Raw genomic sequence first — 23,432 nt, 5'->3', positions numbered from 1 at the left:
CCAGCAGGTCACAGGTATTGCCGTACCGGTCGCGGAACACCGCAACGGTGGCATAGGGTTCTTCGCGCGGGGTTTCCAGGAATTCCACCCCGGCGGCCAGCATGGCGGCGTGGTCGCGGCGGAAATCGTCGGTGTTCAGGAAGAAGCCGACGCGGCCACCGGTCTGGTTGCCGATACGGCTGCGCTGTTCCTCGTTGCTGGCGCGGGCCAGCAGCAGGGCGGCGGCGCTGCCGTCGGTCGGCCCGACCACCACCCAGCGCTTGCTGCCCTGGTCGATGTCCTCAAGCAGGGCAAAGCCCAGCTTGCCGGTGTACCAGGCAATGGCTTCGTCGTAGTCGGCCACCACCAGGGTGGTCAGGGCAATGCGACGGCTCATGCCGACAGCGCCGCCTGCTGCGCGGCCAGCAGTTCGCCCACGCCCTTTTCGGCCAGGCCCAGCAGCGCATCCAGTTCATCGCGGCGGAAGGCGTGGCCTTCGGCCGTGCCCTGCAGTTCGATGAAGCCGCCGCCATCGTTCATGACCACGTTCATGTCGGTGTCGCAGTCGCTGTCTTCGGCGTAGTCCAGGTCCAGCACCGGGGTGCCGCGGTACACGCCCACCGACACGGCGGCCACCGCGCCCAGGATCGGGTTGCGCTTGATGTCACCGCGCTTCATCAGCACGTTCACCGCATCGACCAGGGCCACGTACGCACCGGTGATGGCGGCGGTGCGGGTGCCGCCGTCGGCCTGCAGCACGTCGCAGTCCAGGGTGATGGTGCGTTCGCCCAGCGCATTGCGGTCCACGCAGGCGCGCAGGCTGCGGCCGATCAGGCGCTGGATTTCCAGGGTGCGGCCGCCCTGCTTGCCACGCGCCGCTTCACGGTCGCTGCGGGTGTGGGTGGCGCGCGGCAGCATGCCGTACTCGGCGGTCACCCAGCCTTCGCCCTTGCCGCGCAGGAAGCCCGGCACGCGGTTTTCCACGCTGGCGGTGCACAGCACGCGGGTTTCACCGAAGCAGACCAGCACCGAGCCTTCGGCGTGGCGGGTGAAACCGCGTTGGATGACGACCGGACGGAGCTGGTCGGGCTGGCGGCCACTGGGGCGGGCATCGGACATGGTGCGAATTCCCTGAAGGGTAAGACGGGCAGGTACGCCGCCATGCCCGCACCCGTCAGGGGCAGGCAGGGAGGCTCGAATAGGGCCGCTAGGGTACCATTCCCCCTTTGAGAGCATCGGAAACGCTGATGATTCGAAGCATGACGGCCTATGCCGGTGGCGAGCGCGCCACGGCCTGGGGCACGCTGGGCTGCGAGCTGCGGTCGGTCAACCACCGCTTCCTGGAAGTGGGCACCCGCCTGCCCGAGGAACTGCGTGCGCTGGAACCGCAGCTGCGCGAACGCATCGCCGCGCGCCTGAGCCGCGGCAAGCTGGACCTGGTGATGCGCCTGCGCGCCCCGGAAGCCGCCGCCAGCCTGCAGGTGAACGAAGCGCTGCTGGGCCAGCTGGGCCAGTTGGCGCACCGCCTCACCTCGGATTTCCCCAACCTGCAGGTCAGCTTCACCGATCTGCTGCAGCTGCCGGGCGTCACCCAAGGCGAGGCCACCGATGCCGCCGCCCTGCAGGTGGAAGCGCTGGCCCTGCTGGAGCAGGTGCTGGACGGCTTCGTGGCCGCGCGTGAGCGTGAAGGCGACAAGCTGGCCACCGCCATTGCCGAACGCGTGGATGCGATCGAGCGCATCGCTGCCGACGTACGCACGCTCATTCCGGCCATTCGCGACGGCCAGCGCGCCAAGCTGGCCGCCCGCCTGGCCGACCTGCCGCACCCGGTCGACCCCGGCCGCGCCGAGCAGGAACTGGTCATGTGGCTGCAGAAGCTGGACGTGGATGAAGAGCTGGACCGCCTGGGCAGCCACATCGCGGAAATCCGCCGCGTGCTGAAGCAGCGCGAACCGGTCGGCCGCCGCCTCGATTTCCTGCTGCAGGAATTCAATCGCGAAGCCAACACCCTGGGTTCCAAGTCGGTGGACAGCCGCACCTCCAACGCGGCGGTGGAACTGAAGGTGCTGATCGACCAGATCCGCGAACAGGTGCAGAACATCGAATGAGCAGCCAGCCCACCCCGATCGGTGCGCCCGCGCGCGGCACCCTGTACATCGTGGCCGCGCCGTCCGGCGCCGGCAAAAGCAGCATCGTCAACGCCACCCTGGCGCGCGACCCGCAGATCGCGCTGTCGATCTCCTTCACCTCGCGCGCCATGCGCCCGGGCGAAGTGAACGGCGAGCACTACCACTTCGTCACCGCCGAGAAGTTCGAGGAAATGATCGCCGCCGGCGATTTCTTCGAACATGCCTGGGTGCACGGCGACTGGAAGGGCACCGCTCGGCAGTCGGTGGAACCGCAGCTGGCCGCCGGCCAGGACGTGCTGCTGGAAATCGACTGGCAGGGTGCGCAGCAGGTGCGCCAGCTGGTGCCGGGCACGGTGACGGTGTTCATTCTGCCGCCGTCCAAGCAGGCCCTGCAGGACCGCATGCGCAAGCGCGGCCAGGACAGCGAGGCGGTGATCGCCCAGCGGCTGGGTGCGGCGCGCGAGGAAATGCTGCACTTCAACGACTTCGACTACGTGATCGTGAACGAAGTCTTCGACACCGCCGTAAACGAGCTGTGCGCCATCTTCACCGCCAGCCGCCTGCGCCGGGAAGCCCAGAAGGTCCGCCACGCCGGCCTTATCCAGGCCCTGCTGACCCCGGATTCGGGCGCAACTGACTGATTCCAAAAGGCTCCGCCAGGGGTTGGCTTGATTTTGTCCAGCCCCTGGCCGTACACTCCGTCCCCTTTCCCTCATTCGACTGAGCGGCCGACCGGTCGCCGGGAGCCCGTATGGCCCGCATTACCGTAGAAGATTGCCTGGAAGTCGTTAACAACCGTTTCGACCTGGTCATGATGGCCTCCAAGCGCGCCCGCCAGCTCGCCAATGGCGTGCAGGCCACGCTGGACAACAGCGAAACCGAAGACAAGCCGACCGTGCTGGCGCTGCGCGAAATCGCCGCCCGCAAGATCGACAACGCGCTGATCGACGAAGTCGAGAAGGCCGAGCGCGAGCGTGCCGAGCGCGAAGCGCTGGAATGGGCCGCCGCGGAAGTGGTTGCCGACGAAGACATGTCCAAGAACGACGATTGATCGCATCGATCAAGGTCATTGCTGGACAGCCGAACAGCCCGCCCCGTGCGGGCTGTTTCGCATTCAGGGTTTGCCGTAAACGTCGCGCTGGAATAGGCTTCGGGCATGAACCCAGGCCCCACTGCCAAGGTAGCCGCGCCCACCGCCGCGGCCGTACCTGATTACGTCCTCCAGCTTGAACGCGCCGCCCACTACCTGCCCCCCGAGCAGCTGCCGCTGCTGCGCCGGGCCTGGGAAGTCGGTGCGTCGGCACATGCTGGGCAGACGCGCAAGTCGGGCGAACCCTACATCACCCATCCGGTGGCCGTGGCCCAGGTGCTGGCCGAGCTGGGCCTGGATGTCGAAGCGCTGATCGCTGCGATCCTGCACGACACCATCGAAGACACCCCGCTGACCCGCGAGGAACTGGCCGCCGAGTTCGGCGAAGCCGTGGCCGAGCTGGTCGACGGCGTGACCAAGCTGGACAAGCTGAAGTTCCGCGACCGCCAGGAAGCGGCCGCCGAAAGCTTCCGCAAGATGCTGCTGGCGATGTCGCGCGACCTGCGCGTGATCATGATCAAGCTGGCCGACCGCCTGCACAACATGCGCACGCTGGGCGCGCAGAGCCGCGAAGCGCGCGGCCGCATCGCCCGCGAGACGCTGGAGATCTATGCGCCCATCGCCCAACGCCTGGGCATGAGCCTGGTCAAGAGCGAACTGCAGAACCTGGGCTTCAAGGCGCTGTACCCGTGGCGCCACGCGATCATCGAAAAGCACATCCGCAGCCAGCCGGTGGTGCGCCGCGAGGCCATGGCGCAGGTGGAAGTGCAGCTGTCGCAGCGGTTGGCCAAAGAAGGCCTGGAACACCGTCTGGTCAGCCGCATCAAAACCCCGTGGAGCATCTACAACAAGATGCGCGACGAGAACAAATCGTTCGATCAGGTGATGGACGTGTTCGGCTTCCGCCTGGTCGTGCGCAGTGTGCCCAGCTGCTACCACTCGCTGGGCGCGGTGCACGCCACGTTCAAACCGCTGGACGGTCGCTTCCGCGATTTCATCGCCATTCCCAAGGCCAACGGCTACCAGTCGCTGCACACGGTGCTGTTCGGGCCGTACGGTTCGCCCATCGAAGTGCAGATCCGCACCGAGGAAATGGACCTGATCGCCGAACGCGGCGTGGCCGCGCACTGGACCTACAAATTCGGCGGCGACACCCCCAACAGCGCGCAGAGCCGGGCCCATGCCTGGATCGTCGAACTGATCGATTCGCAGCGTGCGGCCGGTTCGTCGCTGGAATTCCTCGACAACGTGAAGGTCGACCTGTTCCCGGACGAGGTCTACCTGTTCACCCCGAAGGGCAAGATCCTGGCCCTGCCGCGCAACGCAACCGCGCTGGATTTCGCCTACGCCGTGCACACCGACGTGGGCAACATGGCCGTGGCCTCGCGCGTGGACAAGAAGCTGGTGCCGCTGCGCACCAAGCTGGTGTCGGGGCAGTCGGTGGAAATCATCACTGCGCGTTCGGCCACGCCCAAGCCGCAGTGGCTGGAATTCGTGGTGACCAGCAAGGCGCGCACCGCCATCCGCCACCAGTTGAAGCAGCTGGAACACGAAGACGCCGTGCAGCTGGGCCACCGCATGCTGGACCGCGCGCTGGAAGCGATGGATTCGTCGCTGGAGCGCCTGCCCAAGGGCCGCCTGGACGCCTTCCTGGCCGAGCACCGCTACCCGCGCCTGGAAGCGCTGCTGGCCGAAGTGGCGCTGGGCAACTGGATGCCGACCCAGGCCGCACAGGCGCTGATGTCGTATGCGGAACTGCGTGGTGGCCCGCGCCACCATTCGCAGGAAAAGATCCTGATCAACGGCAGCGAGCGCGGCGTGGTCACCTTCGCCGGTTGCTGCCAGCCGATTCCCGGCGACGAGATCATGGGCTACCACACCGCCGGCAAGGGCATCGTGGTGCACCGCATGGATTGCCCGAACCTGGCCGAGCTGCGTAAATCGCCCGAACGCTGGGTGCCGATCGGTTGGGATACCACCGTGTCCGGCGATTACGACACTGCCCTGGTGGTGGAAGTGGAGAACGGCACCGGCGTGCTGGCGCAGTTGGCCGCAGCCATCGCGCAGAGCCACTCCAACATCGAGCGCGTGGATTATCTGGACCGCGACTTCAACGCCGCCGTGCTGGCGTTCAACATCCAGGTGCGCGACCGCAACCACCTGGCCGAAGTGATGCGCCGCCTGCGCCGCCTGTCGGTCGTCCAGTCGGTACGCCGGCAATAACCCCGCTTCGGGTCCGGGGTCGGATCCCTCTCCAACGGAGAGGGCTCTGACCCCATCGCGGGACTGAATCACACGCACGGGGTCAGAGCCGTTTCCCGTAGGGAAACGGATCCGACCCCAGCCGACATCGCGCCCACCCGGTACAATCACCGCTCTGTTTTCCCAATGCACCGGAGCGACCATGTCCCGCCAGATCATCAACACCGAAAAGGCACCCGCCGCCATCGGCCCGTACTCGCAGGCCGTGCGCGCCGGCAACACCGTGTACTTCTCCGGCCAGATTCCGCTGGACCCGGCCACCGGTGACATCGTCGGCGCCGGCGATGTCGAAGCGCAGGCCCGCCGCGCCTTCGACAACCTCAAGGCCGTGGCCGAAGCGGCCGGGGGTTCGCTGGACAAGGTCGTGCGCCTGGGCCTGTACCTGACCGACCTGGCCGAATTCGCCAAGGTCAATGCGGTCATGCAGGACTACTTCCAGGCCCCGTTCCCGGCCCGTTCCACCATCGAAGTCTCGGGCCTGCCCAAGGGCGCCAACTTCGAGGTCGACGCGGTGATGGTCATCGACTGACCGCCACGTGGCACGCAAGGCGGCGGTCACCCCGGCACTGTCACCGTCCGGCGAAGCATCCCTGGCGATGCTGGCCGGCGTGGGCCCGGCCGTGGCCGCCAAACTGCAGGCGCGTGGCCTGGCCACCCTGCAGGATCTGTGGCTGCACCTGCCACTGCGCTATGAAGACCGTACCCGCCTGACTCTGATCGAAGACCTGCGCAACGGCGTGCCGGCGCAGGTGGATGTGCGCGTGGTGGCGGTCGAACGTGGCATGCGCCATCGGCCCATGCTGAAGGTGGCGGTGGAGGACGAAGGCCGCGGCACCCTGGTGCTGCGCTTCTTCCACTTCCGCCAGCAGCAGGTGGGCCAGTTCGCGGTGGGCAACCGGCTGCGCTGCTTCGGCACGCCCAAGCCAGGCCATCTGGGGCTGGAAATCGTCCACCCCAGCTACCAGGTGCTGGGCCGCAACGACGATCCCGACCTGGGTGATCGCCTGGACCCGGTCTATCCCACGGTGGAAGGCGTGGGGCCGATGACGATGCGCAAGCTGATCGGCCAGGCCCTGGACCGCCTTCCCGAAGAAGACACGCTGGAGCTGCTGCCCAATGGCTGGCTCGATGGCCTGGGCCTGCCCTCGCTGCGCAGCGCGCTGCTGACCGTACACCGGCCGCCGCCGGATGCCGATCTGGCCGCACTGGCCGCAGGCACCCATCCGGCGCAGCGGCGCCTGGCGATGGAAGAACTGCTGGCCCACCACCTCAGCCTGCGCCGCCAGCGCATTGCCCTGCAGGCGCACCACGCACCGCCGCTGGCGGGCCCGGGCAAGCTGGCCAAGGCCCTGCTGAAACAGCTGCCGTTCGCACTGACCGGCGCGCAGGCGCGCGTGTTCAAGCAGATCCGCGAAGACCTGGCACGGCCCAGCCCGATGCTGCGGCTGGTGCAGGGCGACGTCGGCTCCGGAAAGACCGTGGTGGCCGCGCTGGCCGCCATGCTGGCGGTGGAGCAGGGCAAGCAGGTCGCGCTGGCCGCGCCGACCGAACTGCTGGCCGAGCAGCACCTCAACAATCTGCGCGGCTGGCTGGAGCCGCTGGGCGTGCGTGTGAGCTGGCTGGCCGGCAAGGTCACCGGCAAGGCGCGCGCCAAGGTAATCGAGCAGGTGGCCAGCGGCGAAGCCCAGGTCGTGGTCGGCACCCATGCGTTGATGCAGGATGCGGTGGTGTTCCAGGACTTGGCTCTGGCCATCGTCGATGAGCAGCACCGCTTCGGCGTGCACCAGCGGCTGGCCCTGCGTGACAAGGGCGCGGGCGCGCACAGCGTGCCGCACCAGCTGGTGATGACCGCCACGCCCATTCCGCGCACGCTGGCGATGTCCGAATACGCCGATCTGGATGTCTCGGCCATCGACGAACTGCCGCCTGGCCGCACGCCGGTGCAGACCGTGGCGCTGAACAACGACCGCCGCCCCGAACTGATCGAACGCATCGCCCTGGCCTGCCAGGAAGGGCGCCAGGTGTACTGGGTGTGCACCCTCATCGAGGAAAGCGAAGAGCTGGATGCCACGCCGGCGCAGGCGACCTACGAATCGCTGCAGGCGCTGTTGCCGGGCGTGCGCGTGGGCCTGGTGCATGGCCGCCTGAAGGCGGCGGAAAAGCTGGCCACCATGGTCGCGTTCAAGGCCGGCGAGATTGATCTGCTGGTGGCCACCACCGTGATCGAAGTGGGCGTGGACGTGCCCAATGCCTCGTTGATGGTGATCGAGAACGCCGAGCGCTTGGGCCTGGCCCAGCTGCACCAGCTGCGCGGCCGCGTCGGCCGTGGTTCGGCCGTGTCGCGCTGCGTGCTGCTGTACCAGGCACCGCTTTCGCAGATGGCGCGCGAGCGCCTGCAGACCATGCGCGAAACCAACGATGGCTTCGTCATTGCCGAAAAGGATCTGGAACTGCGCGGCCCCGGCGAACTGCTGGGCACCCGCCAGACCGGCCTGGCCGGGTTCCGCATTGCCGACCTGGCCCGCGACGCCGGCCTGCTGCCGGGCGTGCACGACCTGGCCGAACGCCTGCTGGCCCAGCAGCCCGCGCTGGCCGACCGCGTGGTGCAGCGCTGGATCGGCACCGCCGTGCGCTACGCCTCGGCGTAACTGCCGAAGGGGTCAGATACCTTTGCGCAGCAAAGGGCTCTGACCCCATTCCCGGAACGCTCATCCACGCATGGCGTGGATCTACTTCGCGCTGCGCGCGTGAGTCGAGCATGGCTCGACTCTACAGACAGCCTTCCCGATCATTTTGTTCATCCACGCATGGCGTGGATCTACTGGCCACCGGGAAACTGTCGAAGGCGGGGTGGGTCCGGTTGCGGGGGAGTGAGCCGCATGGATGCGGCAACCGAGCTTGCATGGACGTACTTGCAGCGTCCCCCGCAACCGGACCCACCCCGCCATCCCCCAGCAAACCAGCTTTTGACGTTGCTGTTGCTCCTGCCTCAGCGGGTGCAGGGCGCAGCCCTGCCGAACCCCAGCCCCCGTACTTGCAACGGTCATCAACCCGGTCCACACTTCGTTGCCGATCTGAAGACGGCAACGATGACCCACAAGATCCCGCTGTTGATCGACACCGACCCCGGTGTGGACGACGCCCTGGCCCTGCTGATGGCCTTCGCCGATGAACGGCACGACGTGGTGGCCCTGACCATCGCCGCCGGCAATGTCGGCCTTGAATACACCGTCCGCAACGCTCTCAAGCTCTGCGACATCGTCGGCCGCACCGACGTGCCGGTGTTCGCCGGCAGCCCAGATCCGCTGCTGCACCCTTCGGTGGACGCGGCCCACGTGCACGGCCGCGACGGCTACGGCGACGTGGATCTGCCGCCGCCCAGCCGCCAGGCCGAAACCGAACACGCCGCGCTGGCCATCCTGCGCCTGTCGCACCAGTACGCCGGTGAGCTGATGCTGGTGATGCTTGGCCCGCTGACCAACCTCGCGCTGGCGCTGAAGCTGGATCCGACCCTGCCCCAGCGCATCAAGCGCATCGTGGTGATGGGCGGTGCCGTCACCTGCCACGGCAACATCACCCCGGCCGCCGAATTCAACATCGCCTTCGACCCGGAAGCGGCGCATGTGGTGTTCACCTCGTTCAAGCACCTGCTGGTGTCGGACTGGGAAGCCACCGTCGCCCACGGTCTGCCGCTGCAGCAGGCCGAGCAGTGGCTGCAGGCCGATTCCGACCGCGCACGCTTCTATGAGCTGATCTCGCGCAAGACCCGCGCGCTGTCCGAAGACGCCAAGGGTGGCCGCTGGTACACCGCCGATGCGGTGGCAATGGCCTGGGCGCTGAACCCGGAAGGCCAGCTGCAGGTGGAATCGCGGCCGCTGAACGTGGAACTGAACGGGACGTTCAGCCGCGGCGCCACCATCGTCGACTGGAACCGCCAGACCGGCCAGCCCGACAACTGCGACCTGCTGATGGCCTACGACCAGGGCCGTTTCGAGGCGCTGGTACGCCAGGCCCTGGGCGCGGTCTGAGGCCAATGCCCACGCACCGGTTGCCCCGCGCGGCAACCGGTGCTTATAATGCCGCTCTTGACCACCAGCCCATTTACGGTGTGAGCCCATGAAGGCCGATATCCATCCGAACTACCGCGACGTCGTCTTCGAAGACGTCACTTCCGATTTCAAGATCCTGACCCGCTCGACCATGGCGACCAAGGAAACCACCACCTGGACCGACGGTAACGAATACCCGCTGGTCAAGGTCGAAATTTCCTCGGCTTCGCACCCGTTCTACACGGGCAAGCACAAGGTCATCGACACCTCGGGCCGTATCGACAAGTTCCAGAAGCGCTACGCGCGCTGATACGTCGTTACTGCTTGGAACCGACGGCCGCGCATTGCGCGGCCGTTTGTTTTTGTCCGGCGCCTGCCCAACAGGCGTTTGGAATGGCGGAACAGATCGTTCAGGGGATGACCTCTTTGCCCATCAAGGCCGCTTGCCGGCAGGGCTGCGCGTGCCCGTCGTCTACGACTTCCGTCTAGCACCCGACAAATGCTGCTGTGCGATAATGACCTGATCCCCGGCACAGGCCGAGGACGTCATTCACGTGCCTGACCAATGCGCTTGGGCAGGCGCCTTCCCATGAAGGAGCGCACACAGTGTCCGATCTTGATCAGGTCACGCTCAACGCCGGCGACAAGTCGGTCGTTCTGCCCGTCATCAAACCCACCCTTGGCAACGACTGCGTCGACATTGCGAAGCTGACCAAGGAAACGGGGTTCTTCACCTACGATTCCGGCTTCACTGCCACCGCCAGCTGCAAGTCGGCCATCACCTACATCGATGGCGACAAGGGCGTGCTGCTGTACCGCGGCTACCCGATTGAACAGCTGTCGGAAAAGTCGAGCTACGTCGAAGTGGCCTACCTGCTGATCAACGGCGAGCGCCCGAGCGCCGAGCAGCTGAAGGCCTTCACCGATGAGCTGACCGCCGAAGCCAACGTCGACGATTCGGTCAACGCGCTGATCGCCAGCTTCGCCAAGGATGCCCACCCGATGGCCATCCTGGCTGCCGCCATCGCGCAGCTGTCGGCCATCTACCACGACTCGCTGGATCTGTCCGACGCCGAACAGCGGCGCCAGGCTGCCGTGCGCCTGATCGCCAAGGTGCCGACCCTGTCGGCCCTGATCTACCGCCACGGCAAGGGCCTGCCGGCCAACAAGCCGGACACCTCGCTGGACTACGTCAGCCGCTTCCTGAAGCAGACCTTCGAGTCGGCCGACGGCCAGTACGATCTGAACCCGGACGTGGTGAAGGCGCTGGACCTGCTGTTCATCCTGCACGCCGACCACGAGCAGAACGCCTCGACCTCGACCGTGCGCCTGGTCGGTTCGACCGGTGCCAACCCGTACGCGTCGGTCGCCGCTGGCGTCACCGCGCTGTGGGGTCCGGCCCACGGCGGCGCCAACGAAGCCGTGCTGAAGATGCTGGAAGAAATCGGTTCGGCCGACAACGTCGAATCGGCCGTGGTGAAGGCCAAGGACAAGACCTCGGGCTTCCGCCTGATGGGCTTCGGTCACCGCGTGTACAAGAACTTCGACCCGCGCGCCAAGGTCATCGGTGAGATGACCAGCAAGGTGCTCAAGCAGCTGGGCGTACAGGATCCGCTGCTGGACGTGGCCGTGAAGCTGGAACAGGCCGCGCTGCAGGACGAATACTTCGTCGCCCGCAAGCTGTACCCGAACGTCGATTTCTACAGCGGCATCATCTACAAGGCGCTGCAGATCCCGACCGAGATGTTCACCGTCATGTTCGCCCTGGGCCGTACCTCCGGCTGGGTCTCGCATTGGCTGGAACAGCAGGTCGATCCGGAAATGAAGATCGGCCGTCCGCGCCAGGTCTACACCGGCAGCGACGTGCGCGACTACCAGGGCTGATCGCCTGCGGTAAGTTGTGAGAAGAACGCCCCGCACTGCGGGGCGTTTTTTTTGCGTCGTGCATGCCCTCGGCGCCGGCACCGTCCCCGGTAGCGCCGGGCCATGCCCGGCGGCTTTTGCCCGGTCCACGCATGTCGCGGATCCACCCGTGCAAAGACCGTGTGATTCAAGGGTCTCGCCAGCTTCACAACCGCGCGCGCAGCCTCAGTACGCACGCTGCACCCGCAGCCGTAGATACGGAGCGTCCACCCCATGAGTACCCGATTCGACCCACCCGAGCGCGGCGCGCTCGGCCCCGACGTCGCCACCGTCGTCACCGCCCCCATCGTCGCGCCGCCCAGCGAGAGCGCCGTCTCCTGGGGCGCGATCTTCGCCGGTGCCGCCGCCGCGGCCGCGCTCTCGCTCATCCTGTTGATCCTCGGCGTCGGCCTCGGCCTGTCATCGGTCTCGCCGTGGTCTTTCGAAGGGGTCAGCAAGGAAACCTTCGGCTGGTCCAGCATCGCCTGGCTCACCTTCACCGCCTTGGCCGCCTCCGGCCTCGGCGGCTACCTCGCCGGTCGCCTGCGCACGAAGTGGACGCAGATCCACGGCGATGAAACCTACTTCCGCGATACCGCGCACGGCTTCGTGTCGTGGGCCGTGGCCACGCTGCTCACCGCGGGCCTGCTGACCTCAGCCATTGGCGGCGTGCTGGGCGCCGGTGCCAAGGTTGCCGGTGCCTCTGCAGGTGCTGCCGCTTCCACGGCTGGCGTAGCGGCTGCGGGCGCAGGCAGTGCTGCCGCTGCCGCACCGGAAGGCGACCTCAACTACTGGGTGGATTCGCTGTTCCGCAATGCCACCCAGCCGGGCCCGGATGCCGCCAGTGCACCGCCGGCGCCGCCCGCACCGGGCGCGGCGCCGGGCAATGCTCCGATGGACCCGGCCGCGCCGCCGCCGGTCGCCAGCCCCGGCCCGCGCGATGCACGCATGGCGCCGCCGCCGCCGCGCCCGATGCCGGGCCATGGCCCGATGGGTGACCGCCGAGAAGTGCGAGCCGAAGTCAACCGCATCATCGTCAACAGCCTGCAGGGCGAGGGCCTGGACCCGGCCGACACCCAGTACCTGTCGCAACTGATCGCGCGCGAGACCGGCATGAGCCCGGCCGAAGCGCAGGCCCGCGTGACCGACGTGCAGACGCGCATGCGTGCAGCGCTGGAAAAGGCCAAGAACACCGCCAAGCAGGCGGCGGATGACGCGCGCAAGGCCACGGCGTACGCCGCACTGTGGCTGTTCATCACCCTGCTGATCGGCGCGTTCTTCGCCAGCCTCAGCGCCACCTGGGGCGGCCGTCGCCGCGACCTTTGAACGAGGAGACCTGAGATGAAAATGATTCTGCTCTGGCTGTTGGGCGTGCCGATTCCGCTGCTGATCCTGTACGCGATTTTCTTCTGACAGCGCACGATTGAACGATTCGACCATCAGGCCGCCGCATGGCGGCCTGATGCGTTTGGCATCCGTGTACACCATCCACGCATGGCGCTTCCCATCCGATAGCGCCGGGCCATGCCCGGCGGCTGTTGGCGCAATCAACCACTCTCCACCCATCCCTCGCAAACGCGCAATGCATGTTTTTGCATTCTGCAGTGAGGAAAGTTGTATTGAACTGGATCATTGAACTGCGTCGAGGAACGCGCTTAACACCCCGCGTTTTAGGAATCGTTGAATGGATTCGGAATGGGTCGGATTTCTACCATTGTCTCCGTCGCGACTTTCCCACCCGAACGTCGCGGCGCTTCCCTCCCTCCTCCTCCTCCTGGGAGGGAAGCTCTCCATTTACTGTCCGAGAGAGACAACCCGATGAACGCCATTCTGAAGAAGGCCGCGCTCGCTGCAGCGCTGGTCACCGCCTCGCTGTCCGCGCACGCCGCTGAATCCCACATACAGGTCTACGCCGACGTTGATCTGACCCTGGCCCTGCTGAAGGAAGACGGCAGCGCGTTGCCCACCGAAGTGCGCCTGACCCATGTACCGGGCCTGGGCCTGACCCCCCACACCGAGCGCGTGCGCATCTACACCAACGACGAAGACATGGACGTGGGCGTGCGTTTGATCACCGCGCCCAGCTTGGTGCGCACCGACGGCGCCGCACCGGCCGTGCCGCTCACCGTCAGCCTCATGGGGCGCGCGCTCACCGTGGCCGAGCAGGACTTCCTGGCTGCGGATCTGTATAGCGGTGCGCTGGAAGGCCACTCGGTTGTGATGGATCTCAATATCGGCCAGACCACCCGTGCCCCGTTGACCGTGGCCGGCAAGTACGAAGGCATGGTCAGCATCGCAATGGTGCAGAAGGCCGGCACCCCGTAACACCCTGTGCCGGCCCACACATCGGGCCGGCCTTTTCAGGCTACTCCCCATGAAAGCCCACGCACCCGCCGTCACCCGGCTGGCGATGGCGCTCGCCTTGTCGATGGCCACGCCGCTGGTCGCGGCACGCGGCGTTCCCGCCGGTTTTGAAGATCTGGTTGAAGGCCAGACCGAGCAACTCGACATCCGCCTGTTCGGCCGCAGCGCCGGGCTGTCGCCGGTGCGCGTCACCCTGGAACACGTGCAGGTGGAAGACCCCGCGCGAGTGCTGCAGGCGCTTGATCTTCCCGCCGAGGCGCAGGCCGCGCTGCTGCCCGCGCTGTCGCAGCCGCTGCCGCGCAACAGCCACCTGGCCTGCCGCTACGGCAGCGGCACCGCCGGCTGTGGCTATCTGGATCCGCCGGAAGACCCGGCGGCCGTGCGCGCGCTGTACGACGAAGGCGAGGGCGCACTGCGCCTGTTCGTGGCCCGGCAGTGGATCCGCGGCGAGCCCGCCAACGACCGCTTCCACCAGATCAGCCGCAACGCCGAGAACGCCTTCCTGCACCAGCAGACCCTCAATTTCAGCGGCGGCCGCGGCCACCAGGCGCTCACCGCGCAGGGTGCCGGCACGCTGGGCCTGTTCCAGCGCGGCCACGCCATGGTCGATTGGAACTTCAACAGCCAGCAGTACCGCGGTGGCCGCCGCCGCCAGGATTTCCAGTTCGACAATGCCTACTACCGCCACGACCTGGGCCAGCAGCACTACCTGCAGGCCGGGCGCATGGACCGCCGCAACCTGTCCAGCCCGCAGGGCGGCACCTTCAGTTTCACCATGCTGCCGATGGACCGCTTCCAGGGCTTGCGCGTTGGTACCACCCAGGCCTACGTGGACGCCGAGAGCGCGGTGCAGGCCACGCCGCTCACCGTGCTGCTGGCGCGTGATGCCCGCGTGGATGCCTTCGATGGCGAACGCCTGCTGCAGACCTTCTACCTGCAGGCCGGCATCAACGAACTGGACACCCGCCGTTTTCCGTTCGGCAGCTACACCGTGATGCTGCGCATCTACGAAGACGGCGTGCTGGTGCGCAGCGAAGACGCGCCCTTCGACAAGGGTGGCAACTGGGCCAACGGCAGCGTGCAGTGGTTCCTGCAGGGCGGCCGCCGCAACGAGCGCCGCGATGATCGCTTCAACGACGAACTGGCCGCCATGGCCGGCCTGCGCGTGCCGCTGGGGCGCGATGCGGCGGTGACCGCCGGCGTGGCCGACCTCGGCGGCTTCAGCTATGGCGAGCTGCGCCTGGACCTGCGCCACCAGTTTGATACCCAGGATGTGCGCGCCACCTTCAGCGGCCTGCGCGGCAGCGATGGCAGCAGTGGCCAGCAGCATCAGCTGTCGTACCGCCGCCATGCCTCGTGGAATGTGTACCACCAGCGCCTGCGTGGGCAGGCCTGCCAGTTCAACGATGAAGCGCGCGACCGCCTGGGCTGCGCCGATTCGCTCAGTGCCTCGGTGTCGTTGCCGCTGGCCGGCGGCAGTGCCTACCTGGCCTATACCAAGCGCCAGACCTGGAGCCGTGGCGCGCTGCTGCACGACGAATGGGATGACCCCATGGCCGGCCTCGACCCGCTGCTGCCGTGGCAGCCGCGCTACCAGCGCGAGCCGCGGCAGAGCCGCACCTGGCAGGCCAGCTACAACCGCATGCAGCGCTGGCAGGAATTCAGCGTATCCGCGCGAATGGGTGTCTGGCAGCAGCACAGCCGCGGCCGCCTCAATGGCGATCGCGACCGCGGCGTGTTCCTCAGCCTGTCCTTCAGCCGCCTGCAGCGCCGCGATATCGGCTCATCGCAGCGGCGCTACAGCGTGGACATGCGCCAGCCGCAGCACGCGCGCCCGGAAGTGAACTACAGCGCCGCGCAGACCCTGCGCCAGGAAGTGGATACGCAGTTCCGCGAGGCCACGCTGGAAGTGCGCGGCAACAACAATGAACGCTACAGCGCTTCGCTGGGCGGGCAGCTGCAGAACCGTCTGGGTCATACCTCGATGGCGGTGGCGCACTACGCGCAGCACGGCCGCGATGAGCTGTCCTACAGCGCCACGCACAGTTCCGGGCTGGCACTGAGTCGCCGCGGCTTCTACTGGGGCGGTGGCGTGGGCGCCGATGCCGGCCTGGCCGTGCAGGTGGACACGGTGGACGACCTGGAACTGACCGGCGTGGCCGCCGAACTGCAGGTGGGCGGCATGCGCCGGCAGAAGCTGGCGCTGGGCGAGCGCCGCCTGCTGCCGTTGTCGGCCTACCAATCGCACCGCGCCGAAGTGCAGGACGCCAGCGCCCTGGGCAGCGACGCCGCCATCCGCGTGAGCGGCGTGGGCGGCGCGCGCCCGCTGTTCCTGGCGCCCGGCCGCCTGCTGCGCCTGCCGGTGCCGATCGAGGTGACCTACACCTTCATCGGCAACGCGCGCGACGTGGCCGGCACGCCGCTGGGCGGCGCCCGCATCCTCAACGCACCGGTGCCCGGCACCGGCGCCAACGGCGGCTTCGTCGCCGATTTCCCGCGTCGCGAACGCACGCTCTACCTGCTGCAGGACGACCGCCTGCTGCATTGCCCGCTGCAGGTGCGCGAGCGCCGCAGCGTGGTGATGCTGGTCGGCGCCGTGCACTGCGAACCGCTGGCCGTGGCCCAGCTGCCGGCGGAGATCCGCCAGCAGGCCCGCGTGACCCGGTTGCTGCAGGAACAGGCGCTGCTGGCCGCCACGCCGCAGACCGCAGCAGCAGGAGGTACGCCATGAACCGGCGTGGAGTGTGGGTGGTGATGGTGATGAGCGCGCTGATGGTGCTGGTGTGCGTGCCGAAGGCTTGGGGGCAGAGGCCGCCTGATAAAGATCCTGAGAGAGGGTTGCTCCGGGAAAGCATCAAAGCTCAGTGGGACCGCTCGACGCTGCCACTCGAAATCGTGCTCATGGCTCCGCGCAGTCTCATTGCCTACAGCACAGACTCCTCCCTCGGCTACGGGCGCCTGCACTTTGTCTGTCGGTCGTCATCGGACTCGAAAAATGGGCGATGCCCTACGGAAGATACCAATGAAAATGGTGTCGGAAAGGGAACGGTGTCGCTCCGCTTCACCGAACTACGGAGCGGGCTAGCGACCGATCTGGCCGTTGCAATTTGGCTTGAGAGAGCCGAGTCAGGAAGGGCGTGCAATGACTATTGGCAGCCATTTTTGCGTCCTGCCTGGACAAGCTTTGCTGCTCCATGCGCAACCCCATCAAGTGGGACTGCGGTTTCCAGCGAAGTCTCTGGCACCGAGCTGGAACGCCTAGTTGCCGGCCAGTGGACGGCTCAACTGATCATGGAGCTGCGGGATCTTGCGGGCGGCACTGTCGCTACCTACGAGTTCGCCTTTGATGTCACCATCACCGACCACAATGCGGTCTCCATCTACTTCCCGCAGTTCGAAAGCACCACCCCGCTCGTCAACCTCGACGCCCGTTACGACCCCATCCAACAAACCGTGGGTGGCCGCACGGTCGTGGATATGTGCCTTTACGACGGACTCGGCTCGCAGGCCTCCTACCTGGCCGTGACCGCGCGCGACATCAGCCCGCGCTCGGCAGGAAACAGCGGGTTCTCGCTCTGGCATGACAGCAGCGGCAGTGATGCCAGCCAACGCCTGGATTACACCGTCACGCTGGATCACAACGGCGCACGCGTACCGCTCAACAACGGTATCGAAGAACAGTTGACCGGCATCGACAGTTCGCAGCTGCGGCTGGTGCTGCTCCCCGGCATGACCCAGCCGGTGTTCTGCGTGAACACGCCGATGACGCTGGACATGCCGCGTGTGCCATCGACCTCCAAACGCTCGGGCATCTATTGGGGTGACCTGCAGCTCGAACTCCGCGTGCCTGCCGGCGTGCCCTGAACCCAAGGAGATTCCATGAAAGCTCTTGCCCTTCTGCTGTTGCCGCTCTCGCTGCTGCTGGCGCTGCCTGCACAGGCCAACCTGACCGTGCATCCGATGCGCTCATCGGTGGATGCCAAGCGCGGCACGCAGATCCGTATCTACTCGCAATCCACACGCCCGCAGTACATCCAGGCCTCGCTGAAGCGCATTGACGATGCGGCCGACCCCGGCGAGCACGAAGTGGACGTGGAACCTAGCGAGGCTGCCATCGCCATCACGCCGGGCAAGTTCGCGCTGGCGGGCGGTGGAAACCGGCTGATCCGGGTGATACCGCTGCAGCCGGTGCAGCAGGAAACCGCCTACCGCGTGTACTTCGAAGGCGTGCGTGGCCCGGACGAAACCGGCATGGATTCCGCCGAAAGCGCGCAGGCCAACGTCGGTGTCAACCTGGTCTGGGGCGCGCTGGTCAACGTGCTGCCTGCTGATGGCACCGTGCAGCCACGCGTACGGGGCCGCACCCTGCGCAACGAAGGCACCCTGCGCCTGGGCATCACCAGCATTGCCGACTGCGAAGGCACGCGCTGCACCGCCCATGCCGTGTCGCGAAGCCTGTACCCCGGCAGCGAACTGACCCTGCCGTTTGAGGTGTTGCCCGGCCGCAGCGTGCAGCTGCGCTATCGGCTCAGCCGCGATGGGTACCGCGAGCACGTGCAGACCCTCACCCCCTGATCCCCACGCCCCGCCGCGCACTGGCCTGCCGGCGGGTTGTCTTTCCCTTCCGTGTTAAGGAGAGTTGCAATGAACAAGATCTACCGCAAAGTCTGGTGCACTGCCCGGCAGTGCTGGGTGGTGGCCAGTGAACTGACCACCGCACGGGGCAAGGCGTCCCCGGCCGTTCGCCTGGGTGTGCCTGCTGGCATGGCACTCAGCCTGTTGCTGGGCAGCGCTTCGCTGGAGGTATCGGCGGCAACGGCATACATGGGCTGCGATGCCAACACCGGTGGCGGCACTGTCCGCTGCATACCGTTCGCATCCTCGGCCAGTGCTGCGCGGAACTACGCGTCCGGGAACGCCTTCGCCAGTAATTTCATGTCCATGGGGGCGGGCGCCTGGGCGGATGGAAACATGTCGACAGCGATCGGCATCGACAGCAGAGCCAACGGCGACAACTCATCAGTGTTCGGCTATAGAGCGAAGAGTACCCATGGCTACTCTTCGGCATTCGGAGCAATGTCGCTGGCTGAAGATGTGGGTGCCAGTGCCTTCGGTAATAATGCTTGGGCGCGTGGCCAGAACAGCATCGCATTCGGCAGCGGTGCCCAGACTGCGTTCGGAGGAGGAACGGATCGCATTGCCATCGGTGGCGATGCCTATGCTGGAAGCAGCGGCTACACGGGCGCCATTTCGATCGGCGGCAATGCACGGTCCAACTACGATGGCGTCTCGCTTGGCTTCCAGGCCAATGCGCAGGCCGCTGGTGCAGTTGCGCTGGGCAAAGGGGCGAGAGCGCAGCAGAACGACTCGATAGCAATTGGTCGCGACTCGCTGGCAAACCAGGCCAATACAGTCTCTGTCGGCAACGCAACGAACAAGCGCAGGATCGTCAACGTCGCAGACGGCGCTGTCAGCAGCACCAGCTTCGATGCTGTAAATGGCCGCACGCTGCAGCGTGAGAAAGACGTCCTGAACACCAGCATCAACACGGTACGTAGCACGGCCAATACCGCAAAAGTCACGGCTGACCAAGCGCTGGCCAAGGCCAACACCAACAGCTACGCCGTCGCCACCGGCTCAGCCATCACCAACAGCACCAAGGCCGTTGCCTCTGGCAATCAGGCGCTGGCGCTGGGTGAACTGGCACGCGCAGATGGTGCAGCCGCCGCAGCAATTGGCCAGGGTGCCAAGGCGTACAACACCAACAGCATCGCCATGGGCGCCGATGCGCGGGCAGGCGTGGACGCTGCCGGAGAAAAAGCCGCTGTCACCGGGGCGGTAGCACTGGGGGCAGGCAGCCGCAGTGGCAATGGTGCCGTGGCTGCCGGTCTGCGCGCGTCCGCCGTGGGCGACCGTGCTGTGGCGATGGGCAATGATGCAAAGGCTGATTCCGTCCATGCCACGGCTGTAGGCTTCCAAGCAAGTGCCAGCAGTGGCCAGGCCTCTGCATTTGGCCGTGGCGCTGATGCGTCCGGGACGTACTCGGTCTCCGTCGGTAACCTGTCAAAGGCCTCCGCACAGAACGCTGTTGCCTTGGGCCACGGCGCCAATGCCAGCCACAGTGGCAGCGTGGCTTTGGGGAATGGTTCGGTGACGACGGGCAACAACCAGATATCGGTGGGCAACGCCTCGACTCAGCGTAGGATCATCAATGTGGGTGATGGATCGCTCAGTGCCAGCAGTACCGATGCGGTGACCGGTCGCCAGCTGTTTGCCACCAACAGCAATGTGACCACGGCGCAGAACACGGCCAATTCGGCCGTCGCCAAGGCCGATGCACTGGGGAGGTTGATCAAGCAGGTATCGCCTACCGGCGTAGTGCACCTCGGGGCGGAGAACACCGGGCTCATTCTGACCGTCAGCAATAAGGACGGCGAGAAGCGCTTCCTGAACGGTGTGCGCAACGGTACGCTGAGTGCAACCAGCAGCGACGCCGTCACCGGCCAGCAGCTGTTTGCCACCAATAGCAACGTGACCACGGCGCAGAACACGGCCAACTCCGCCGTCGCCAAGGCCGATGCACTGGGCGGGTTGGTCAAGCAGGTATCGCCTACCGGCGCAGTGCACCTGGGGGCGGAGAACGCCGGTGCTGTGTTGACGGTCAGCAACAAGGACGGCGACACGCGCTACCTCAACGGTGTGCGCAACGGCACGTTGAGCGCAACCAGCAGCGATGCGGTCACCGGCCAGCAGCTGTTTGCCACCAATAACAACGTGACCACGGCGCAGAACACCGCTACGGCGGCACAGCGCGCGGCGGGCACGGCACAGACCACGGCAGATTCCGCGTTGGCCAAGGCCGATGCGCTGAATGGGTTGGTGAGCGAGGTGTCTGGCAGCGGCAACGTGCGCCTCGGTGGCGAGAACACGGGCAATGTCGTGGATGTGGCCAACAAGAACGGCGGCAAGCGTAGGGTCTACAACATCGCCGACGGCGTGGTCTCGCGTGGCAGCACGGATGCGGTGACGGGTAGCCAGCTGTTCGCCACGAACGAGCTCGTGCGTGTGCAGGGCGAAACGCTGACCGCACATGACGGGCGCATTGCTGACAACCGCAGTGAGTTGCAGAAGCTGCGTGGCGAGTTCGAAAACTTCGATCCGGATCTGGACGGCGTGGTTAAGTTTGATGCCGATGGCCATGTGGATGTCGCCGGCGGAAAGGTAAAGGGTGTTGCCGCAGGGGATATCAGCTTTGCAGGAAGCACTGACGGGGTTAATGGGGGGCAGTTGTTCTTGACGAACGAGCGAGTGGGGCAAGTGGAGAAAGCGTCAGAGTTCATTTCCGTTGACTGGGATGCGGATAGTTCTGCCGCACAGTCTTCATCTCTCGCTATTGCAATTGGCAGTGATTCCAAGGCCCTTGGGATTGGTGCGACGGCGATAGGTAGCTATTCTGAAGCATGGGCGACTAACTCGGTCTCAGTTGGCAGGGGGTCCAGAGTTTTGGCAAATGCTGATTCAGGGTTCTCACTTGGAAGTAGTTCCGAGGTCGCGGCTCGTTACGGCGTGGCGATCGGCGCTGCTTCGCAGGTGACTGCAGCTGCCGAAAATTCAGTCGCGATCGGTGCAACTTCAGTTGTCAAAGAGGCAAATACAGTCTCATTCGGAAATGACAGCCTACGGCGTAGGCTGGCGAACGTTTCCCGTGGAATCGGCGCTACTGATGCAACGACGGTCGCACAGTTGAATGAAACACTTGCAGCCCTCGGCGGAGGCGCGCGCGTGGACGTCAATGGTGACGTGGTTTCGCCAACCTACGACATCCAAGGCGCGACGCAGAAAACCGTTGGTGATGCATTGGTCGCATTGGATAGCGCTGTTGTTGCCGGAGATGCACGTGTGGGCCGTGTGGAGAATCAGCTTCGCTCGGTGTTCCAGGAAGGGCCATCTGTCCGCGCTGATGGTTTGGGTCAGTTGAACCTCTTTGGTGCCAACGGCATGGTGCTGTCTAACTTGGCTGATGGCCGCGTTGCAGCGGGCAGCCGTGATGCGGTCACCGGCAATCAGCTCTTTGAAGTCAAGCAGGACATTGAGAGGAATCGCTTGGGCCTTGAAGACCTACGTGCGGATCACGGTAGAGTGTCTTCGCGCAGGCTACTTTCGTCACAAGTTGGTGCGGCGATTGATTTTGGTGGCTCGCGTTTGACTGGCGTGGCTGATGGAGTGGTGTCTTCTGACAGCCAAGATGCAGTCACAGGCTCGCAACTGTACTCACGTGATGCTCGAATTGATGATCTTGAGAAGGGCTCCCGGTACCTGGCAGTTTGGTCGGATCAAGATAGCGTCGCCGCTCGAGCTGGATTAATGGGAGTGGCCATCGGTGATGGAGCGTTCACTGCTGATGGTGCTGAAGGGGGAACTGCTCTAGGTAGCTACAGCTCTGCACAAGCCAGAGACTCTGTAGCTTTGGGCAGGGGGGCGAATGTCGATGGCAGGGGGGAGCAAGGACTTGCAGCGCTGGTTGGGTCCAATGTCTACGCGAAAGATGGGATCGCGATAGGTGCTTACTCGCGTGTGGAGCAGGGCGCTTCAGGCAGTTTGGCCCTGGGAGCCACATCAGTAGCCAACGAGGCGGGAATTGTTTCCTTCGGACACGCGAACCTCAAACGCCGCCTAGTCAACGTCGCCAACGGCCGCAACGCCACAGACGCCGCCACCGTCGGCCAGCTCCGCGGTGCGCTCGCCTCCCTCGGCGGCGACATCGACGCCAACGGCAACATCATCAACCCCACCTTCAACGTGCAGGGTGGCCAGCGGTCCACGCTCAACGATGCCCTGGCCACGCTCGATTCGGCCGTCATCATCGGCACCCAGCGCGTGGACCGGGTGGAATCGCAGCTGCGCTCGGTGTTCCAGGAGGGCCCGTCGGTCCGTTCCGATGGCCTGAGCCAGCTCAACCTGGCCGGTGCCAACGGCATGGTCCTGTCCAACGTGGCCAACGGCTACGTCGGTGCCGGCAGCCGCGATGCGGTCAACGGCGGCCAGCTGTACTCGTTGCAGCAGCAGCTCAATGGCCGCGTGGATGGCCTGGAACAGCGTCTGGACGGCCAGCCGCAGGCACCGCAGTCGCGTGCGCTCACCATTGCATCTGCCGATGCGGGTGCGCCGGCCGCCGTACCTGCTGCATCGCCCGAGCCGGAGACCCCCGCCACGCCGCCGCCGTCTGCCGCCGACAACAAGGTGGCCGACAACGGCACGCCGCCGCCGCCCACCCCGCAGGCCGATGCACCGAAGCCGGAAGCACCCACCCCGCAGGTGGACACCGCCGAGCTGGAGAAGATGCTGGCCCGTGCCAACGAGTACAGCGATGGCATCAGCCGCGAGGTCGACCGCCGCCTGGACAAGATGGACAAGCGCTTCAACCGCATGGCCGCGATGAGCAGCGCGCAGAGTGCCATGGCCATGAACACCGCCGGCCTGAACACCTACAACCGCCTCGGGGCGGGCGTGGGCTACAGCGAGGGTGAATCGGCCATGGCCGTGGGCTACCAGCGCGTGTTGAACGACAAGGGCTCGGCCACCTTCAGCCTCAATGGTGCCTTCACCAACAGTGGTGAACGCAGCATGGGCGTGGGTGTGGGCATCGGCTGGTAAGCC

The 23,432-nt window shown here is 66.0% G+C and carries 17 protein-coding genes; 15 read left to right on the top strand and 2 right to left on the bottom strand.

What is annotated here, in order from left to right:
- Together RTY46_RS16930 and rph are read right to left on the bottom strand one after the other, a co-directional pair.
- Positions 1-376 (bottom strand): VOC family protein (locus tag RTY46_RS16930; RefSeq protein WP_312709844.1); only part of this gene is annotated, 376 nt, incomplete at its 3' end.
- Complete coding sequence (rph, locus tag RTY46_RS16925) at positions 373-1,098, bottom strand: ribonuclease PH (protein WP_108750979.1); 726 nt, start codon at positions 1,096-1,098, stop codon at positions 373-375. The genes RTY46_RS16930 and rph, both read right to left, overlap by 4 nt.
- Positions 1,099-1,226: 128 nt before the next feature.
- Here rph and RTY46_RS16920 point away from each other — a divergent pair, with 128 nt between their 5' ends.
- The 15 genes from RTY46_RS16920 to RTY46_RS16850 all read left to right on the top strand — a co-directional run bounded on the left by RTY46_RS16920 (position 1,227) and on the right by RTY46_RS16850 (position 23,429).
- Positions 1,227-2,087, top strand: coding sequence for a YicC/YloC family endoribonuclease (locus RTY46_RS16920; protein ID WP_312709843.1), 861 nt, complete (start codon positions 1,227-1,229; stop codon positions 2,085-2,087).
- The gene (gmk, locus tag RTY46_RS16915) at positions 2,084-2,749 is read left to right on the top strand and encodes a guanylate kinase (protein WP_312709840.1); all 666 of its coding nucleotides are present in this window, start codon (positions 2,084-2,086) and stop codon (positions 2,747-2,749) included. Before RTY46_RS16920 ends, gmk begins: the two co-directional genes overlap by 4 nt.
- A gap of 110 nt (positions 2,750-2,859) precedes the next feature.
- Positions 2,860-3,159, top strand: coding sequence for a DNA-directed RNA polymerase subunit omega (gene rpoZ, locus RTY46_RS16910; RefSeq protein WP_108750976.1), 300 nt, complete (start codon positions 2,860-2,862; stop codon positions 3,157-3,159).
- 105 nt (positions 3,160-3,264) lie between these two features.
- Entirely contained in the window at positions 3,265-5,421 is a 2,157-nt protein-coding gene (locus RTY46_RS16905; RefSeq protein WP_108750975.1) for a bifunctional (p)ppGpp synthetase/guanosine-3',5'-bis(diphosphate) 3'-pyrophosphohydrolase, read from the top strand.
- 181 nt (positions 5,422-5,602) lie between these two features.
- On the top strand, positions 5,603-5,989 hold the full coding sequence (locus tag RTY46_RS16900) for a RidA family protein (protein WP_046987316.1): 387 nt from the start codon (positions 5,603-5,605) through the stop codon (positions 5,987-5,989).
- Positions 5,990-5,996: 7 nt separating this feature from the next.
- Complete coding sequence (gene recG, locus RTY46_RS16895) at positions 5,997-8,108, top strand: ATP-dependent DNA helicase RecG (RefSeq protein WP_312709839.1); 2,112 nt, start codon at positions 5,997-5,999, stop codon at positions 8,106-8,108.
- A gap of 441 nt (positions 8,109-8,549) precedes the next feature.
- Positions 8,550-9,488 carry a nucleoside hydrolase gene (locus tag RTY46_RS16890; protein WP_312709838.1) on the top strand — a complete coding sequence of 313 codons (939 nt, stop codon included), beginning with the start codon at positions 8,550-8,552 and terminating at the stop codon, positions 9,486-9,488.
- Between the two features lie 88 nt (positions 9,489-9,576).
- Positions 9,577-9,819, top strand: coding sequence for a type B 50S ribosomal protein L31 (locus RTY46_RS16885; protein ID WP_079223041.1), 243 nt, complete (start codon positions 9,577-9,579; stop codon positions 9,817-9,819).
- A 296-nt stretch (positions 9,820-10,115) separates the two neighbouring features.
- The gene (locus tag RTY46_RS16880; RefSeq protein WP_312709837.1) at positions 10,116-11,393 is read left to right on the top strand and encodes a citrate synthase; all 1,278 of its coding nucleotides are present in this window, start codon (positions 10,116-10,118) and stop codon (positions 11,391-11,393) included.
- A gap of 252 nt (positions 11,394-11,645) precedes the next feature.
- On the top strand, positions 11,646-12,737 hold the full coding sequence (locus RTY46_RS16875; RefSeq protein ID WP_312709836.1) for a hypothetical protein: 1,092 nt from the start codon (positions 11,646-11,648) through the stop codon (positions 12,735-12,737).
- Between the two features lie 492 nt (positions 12,738-13,229).
- Positions 13,230-13,736: a CS1 type fimbrial major subunit gene (locus tag RTY46_RS16870; RefSeq protein WP_295572584.1), complete on the top strand. Its 507-nt coding sequence runs from the start codon at positions 13,230-13,232 to the stop codon at positions 13,734-13,736.
- A 49-nt stretch (positions 13,737-13,785) separates the two neighbouring features.
- Entirely contained in the window at positions 13,786-16,506 is a 2,721-nt protein-coding gene (locus RTY46_RS16865; RefSeq protein WP_312709834.1) for a TcfC E-set like domain-containing protein, read from the top strand.
- On the top strand, positions 16,503-17,639 hold the full coding sequence (locus RTY46_RS16860; RefSeq protein WP_312709832.1) for a CfaE/CblD family pilus tip adhesin: 1,137 nt from the start codon (positions 16,503-16,505) through the stop codon (positions 17,637-17,639). The genes RTY46_RS16865 and RTY46_RS16860 overlap by 4 nt, the downstream gene beginning before the upstream one ends.
- Before the next feature lie 15 nt (positions 17,640-17,654).
- Positions 17,655-18,350 (top strand): pilus assembly protein, encoded by a 696-nt coding sequence (locus tag RTY46_RS16855; protein ID WP_312709830.1) that lies wholly within the window; start codon positions 17,655-17,657, stop codon positions 18,348-18,350.
- 69 nt (positions 18,351-18,419) lie between these two features.
- Complete coding sequence (locus RTY46_RS16850) at positions 18,420-23,429, top strand: ESPR-type extended signal peptide-containing protein (RefSeq protein WP_312709828.1); 5,010 nt, start codon at positions 18,420-18,422, stop codon at positions 23,427-23,429.
- Positions 23,430-23,432 lie beyond the last annotated feature (3 nt).

Source organism: Stenotrophomonas sp. (assembly GCF_032056425.1).
Taxonomy (GTDB): Bacteria; Pseudomonadota; Gammaproteobacteria; order Xanthomonadales; family Xanthomonadaceae; genus Stenotrophomonas.
The sequence above is the reverse complement of the archived record's forward strand: the minus strand, read 5'-3'. Positions and strand labels throughout refer to the sequence as shown.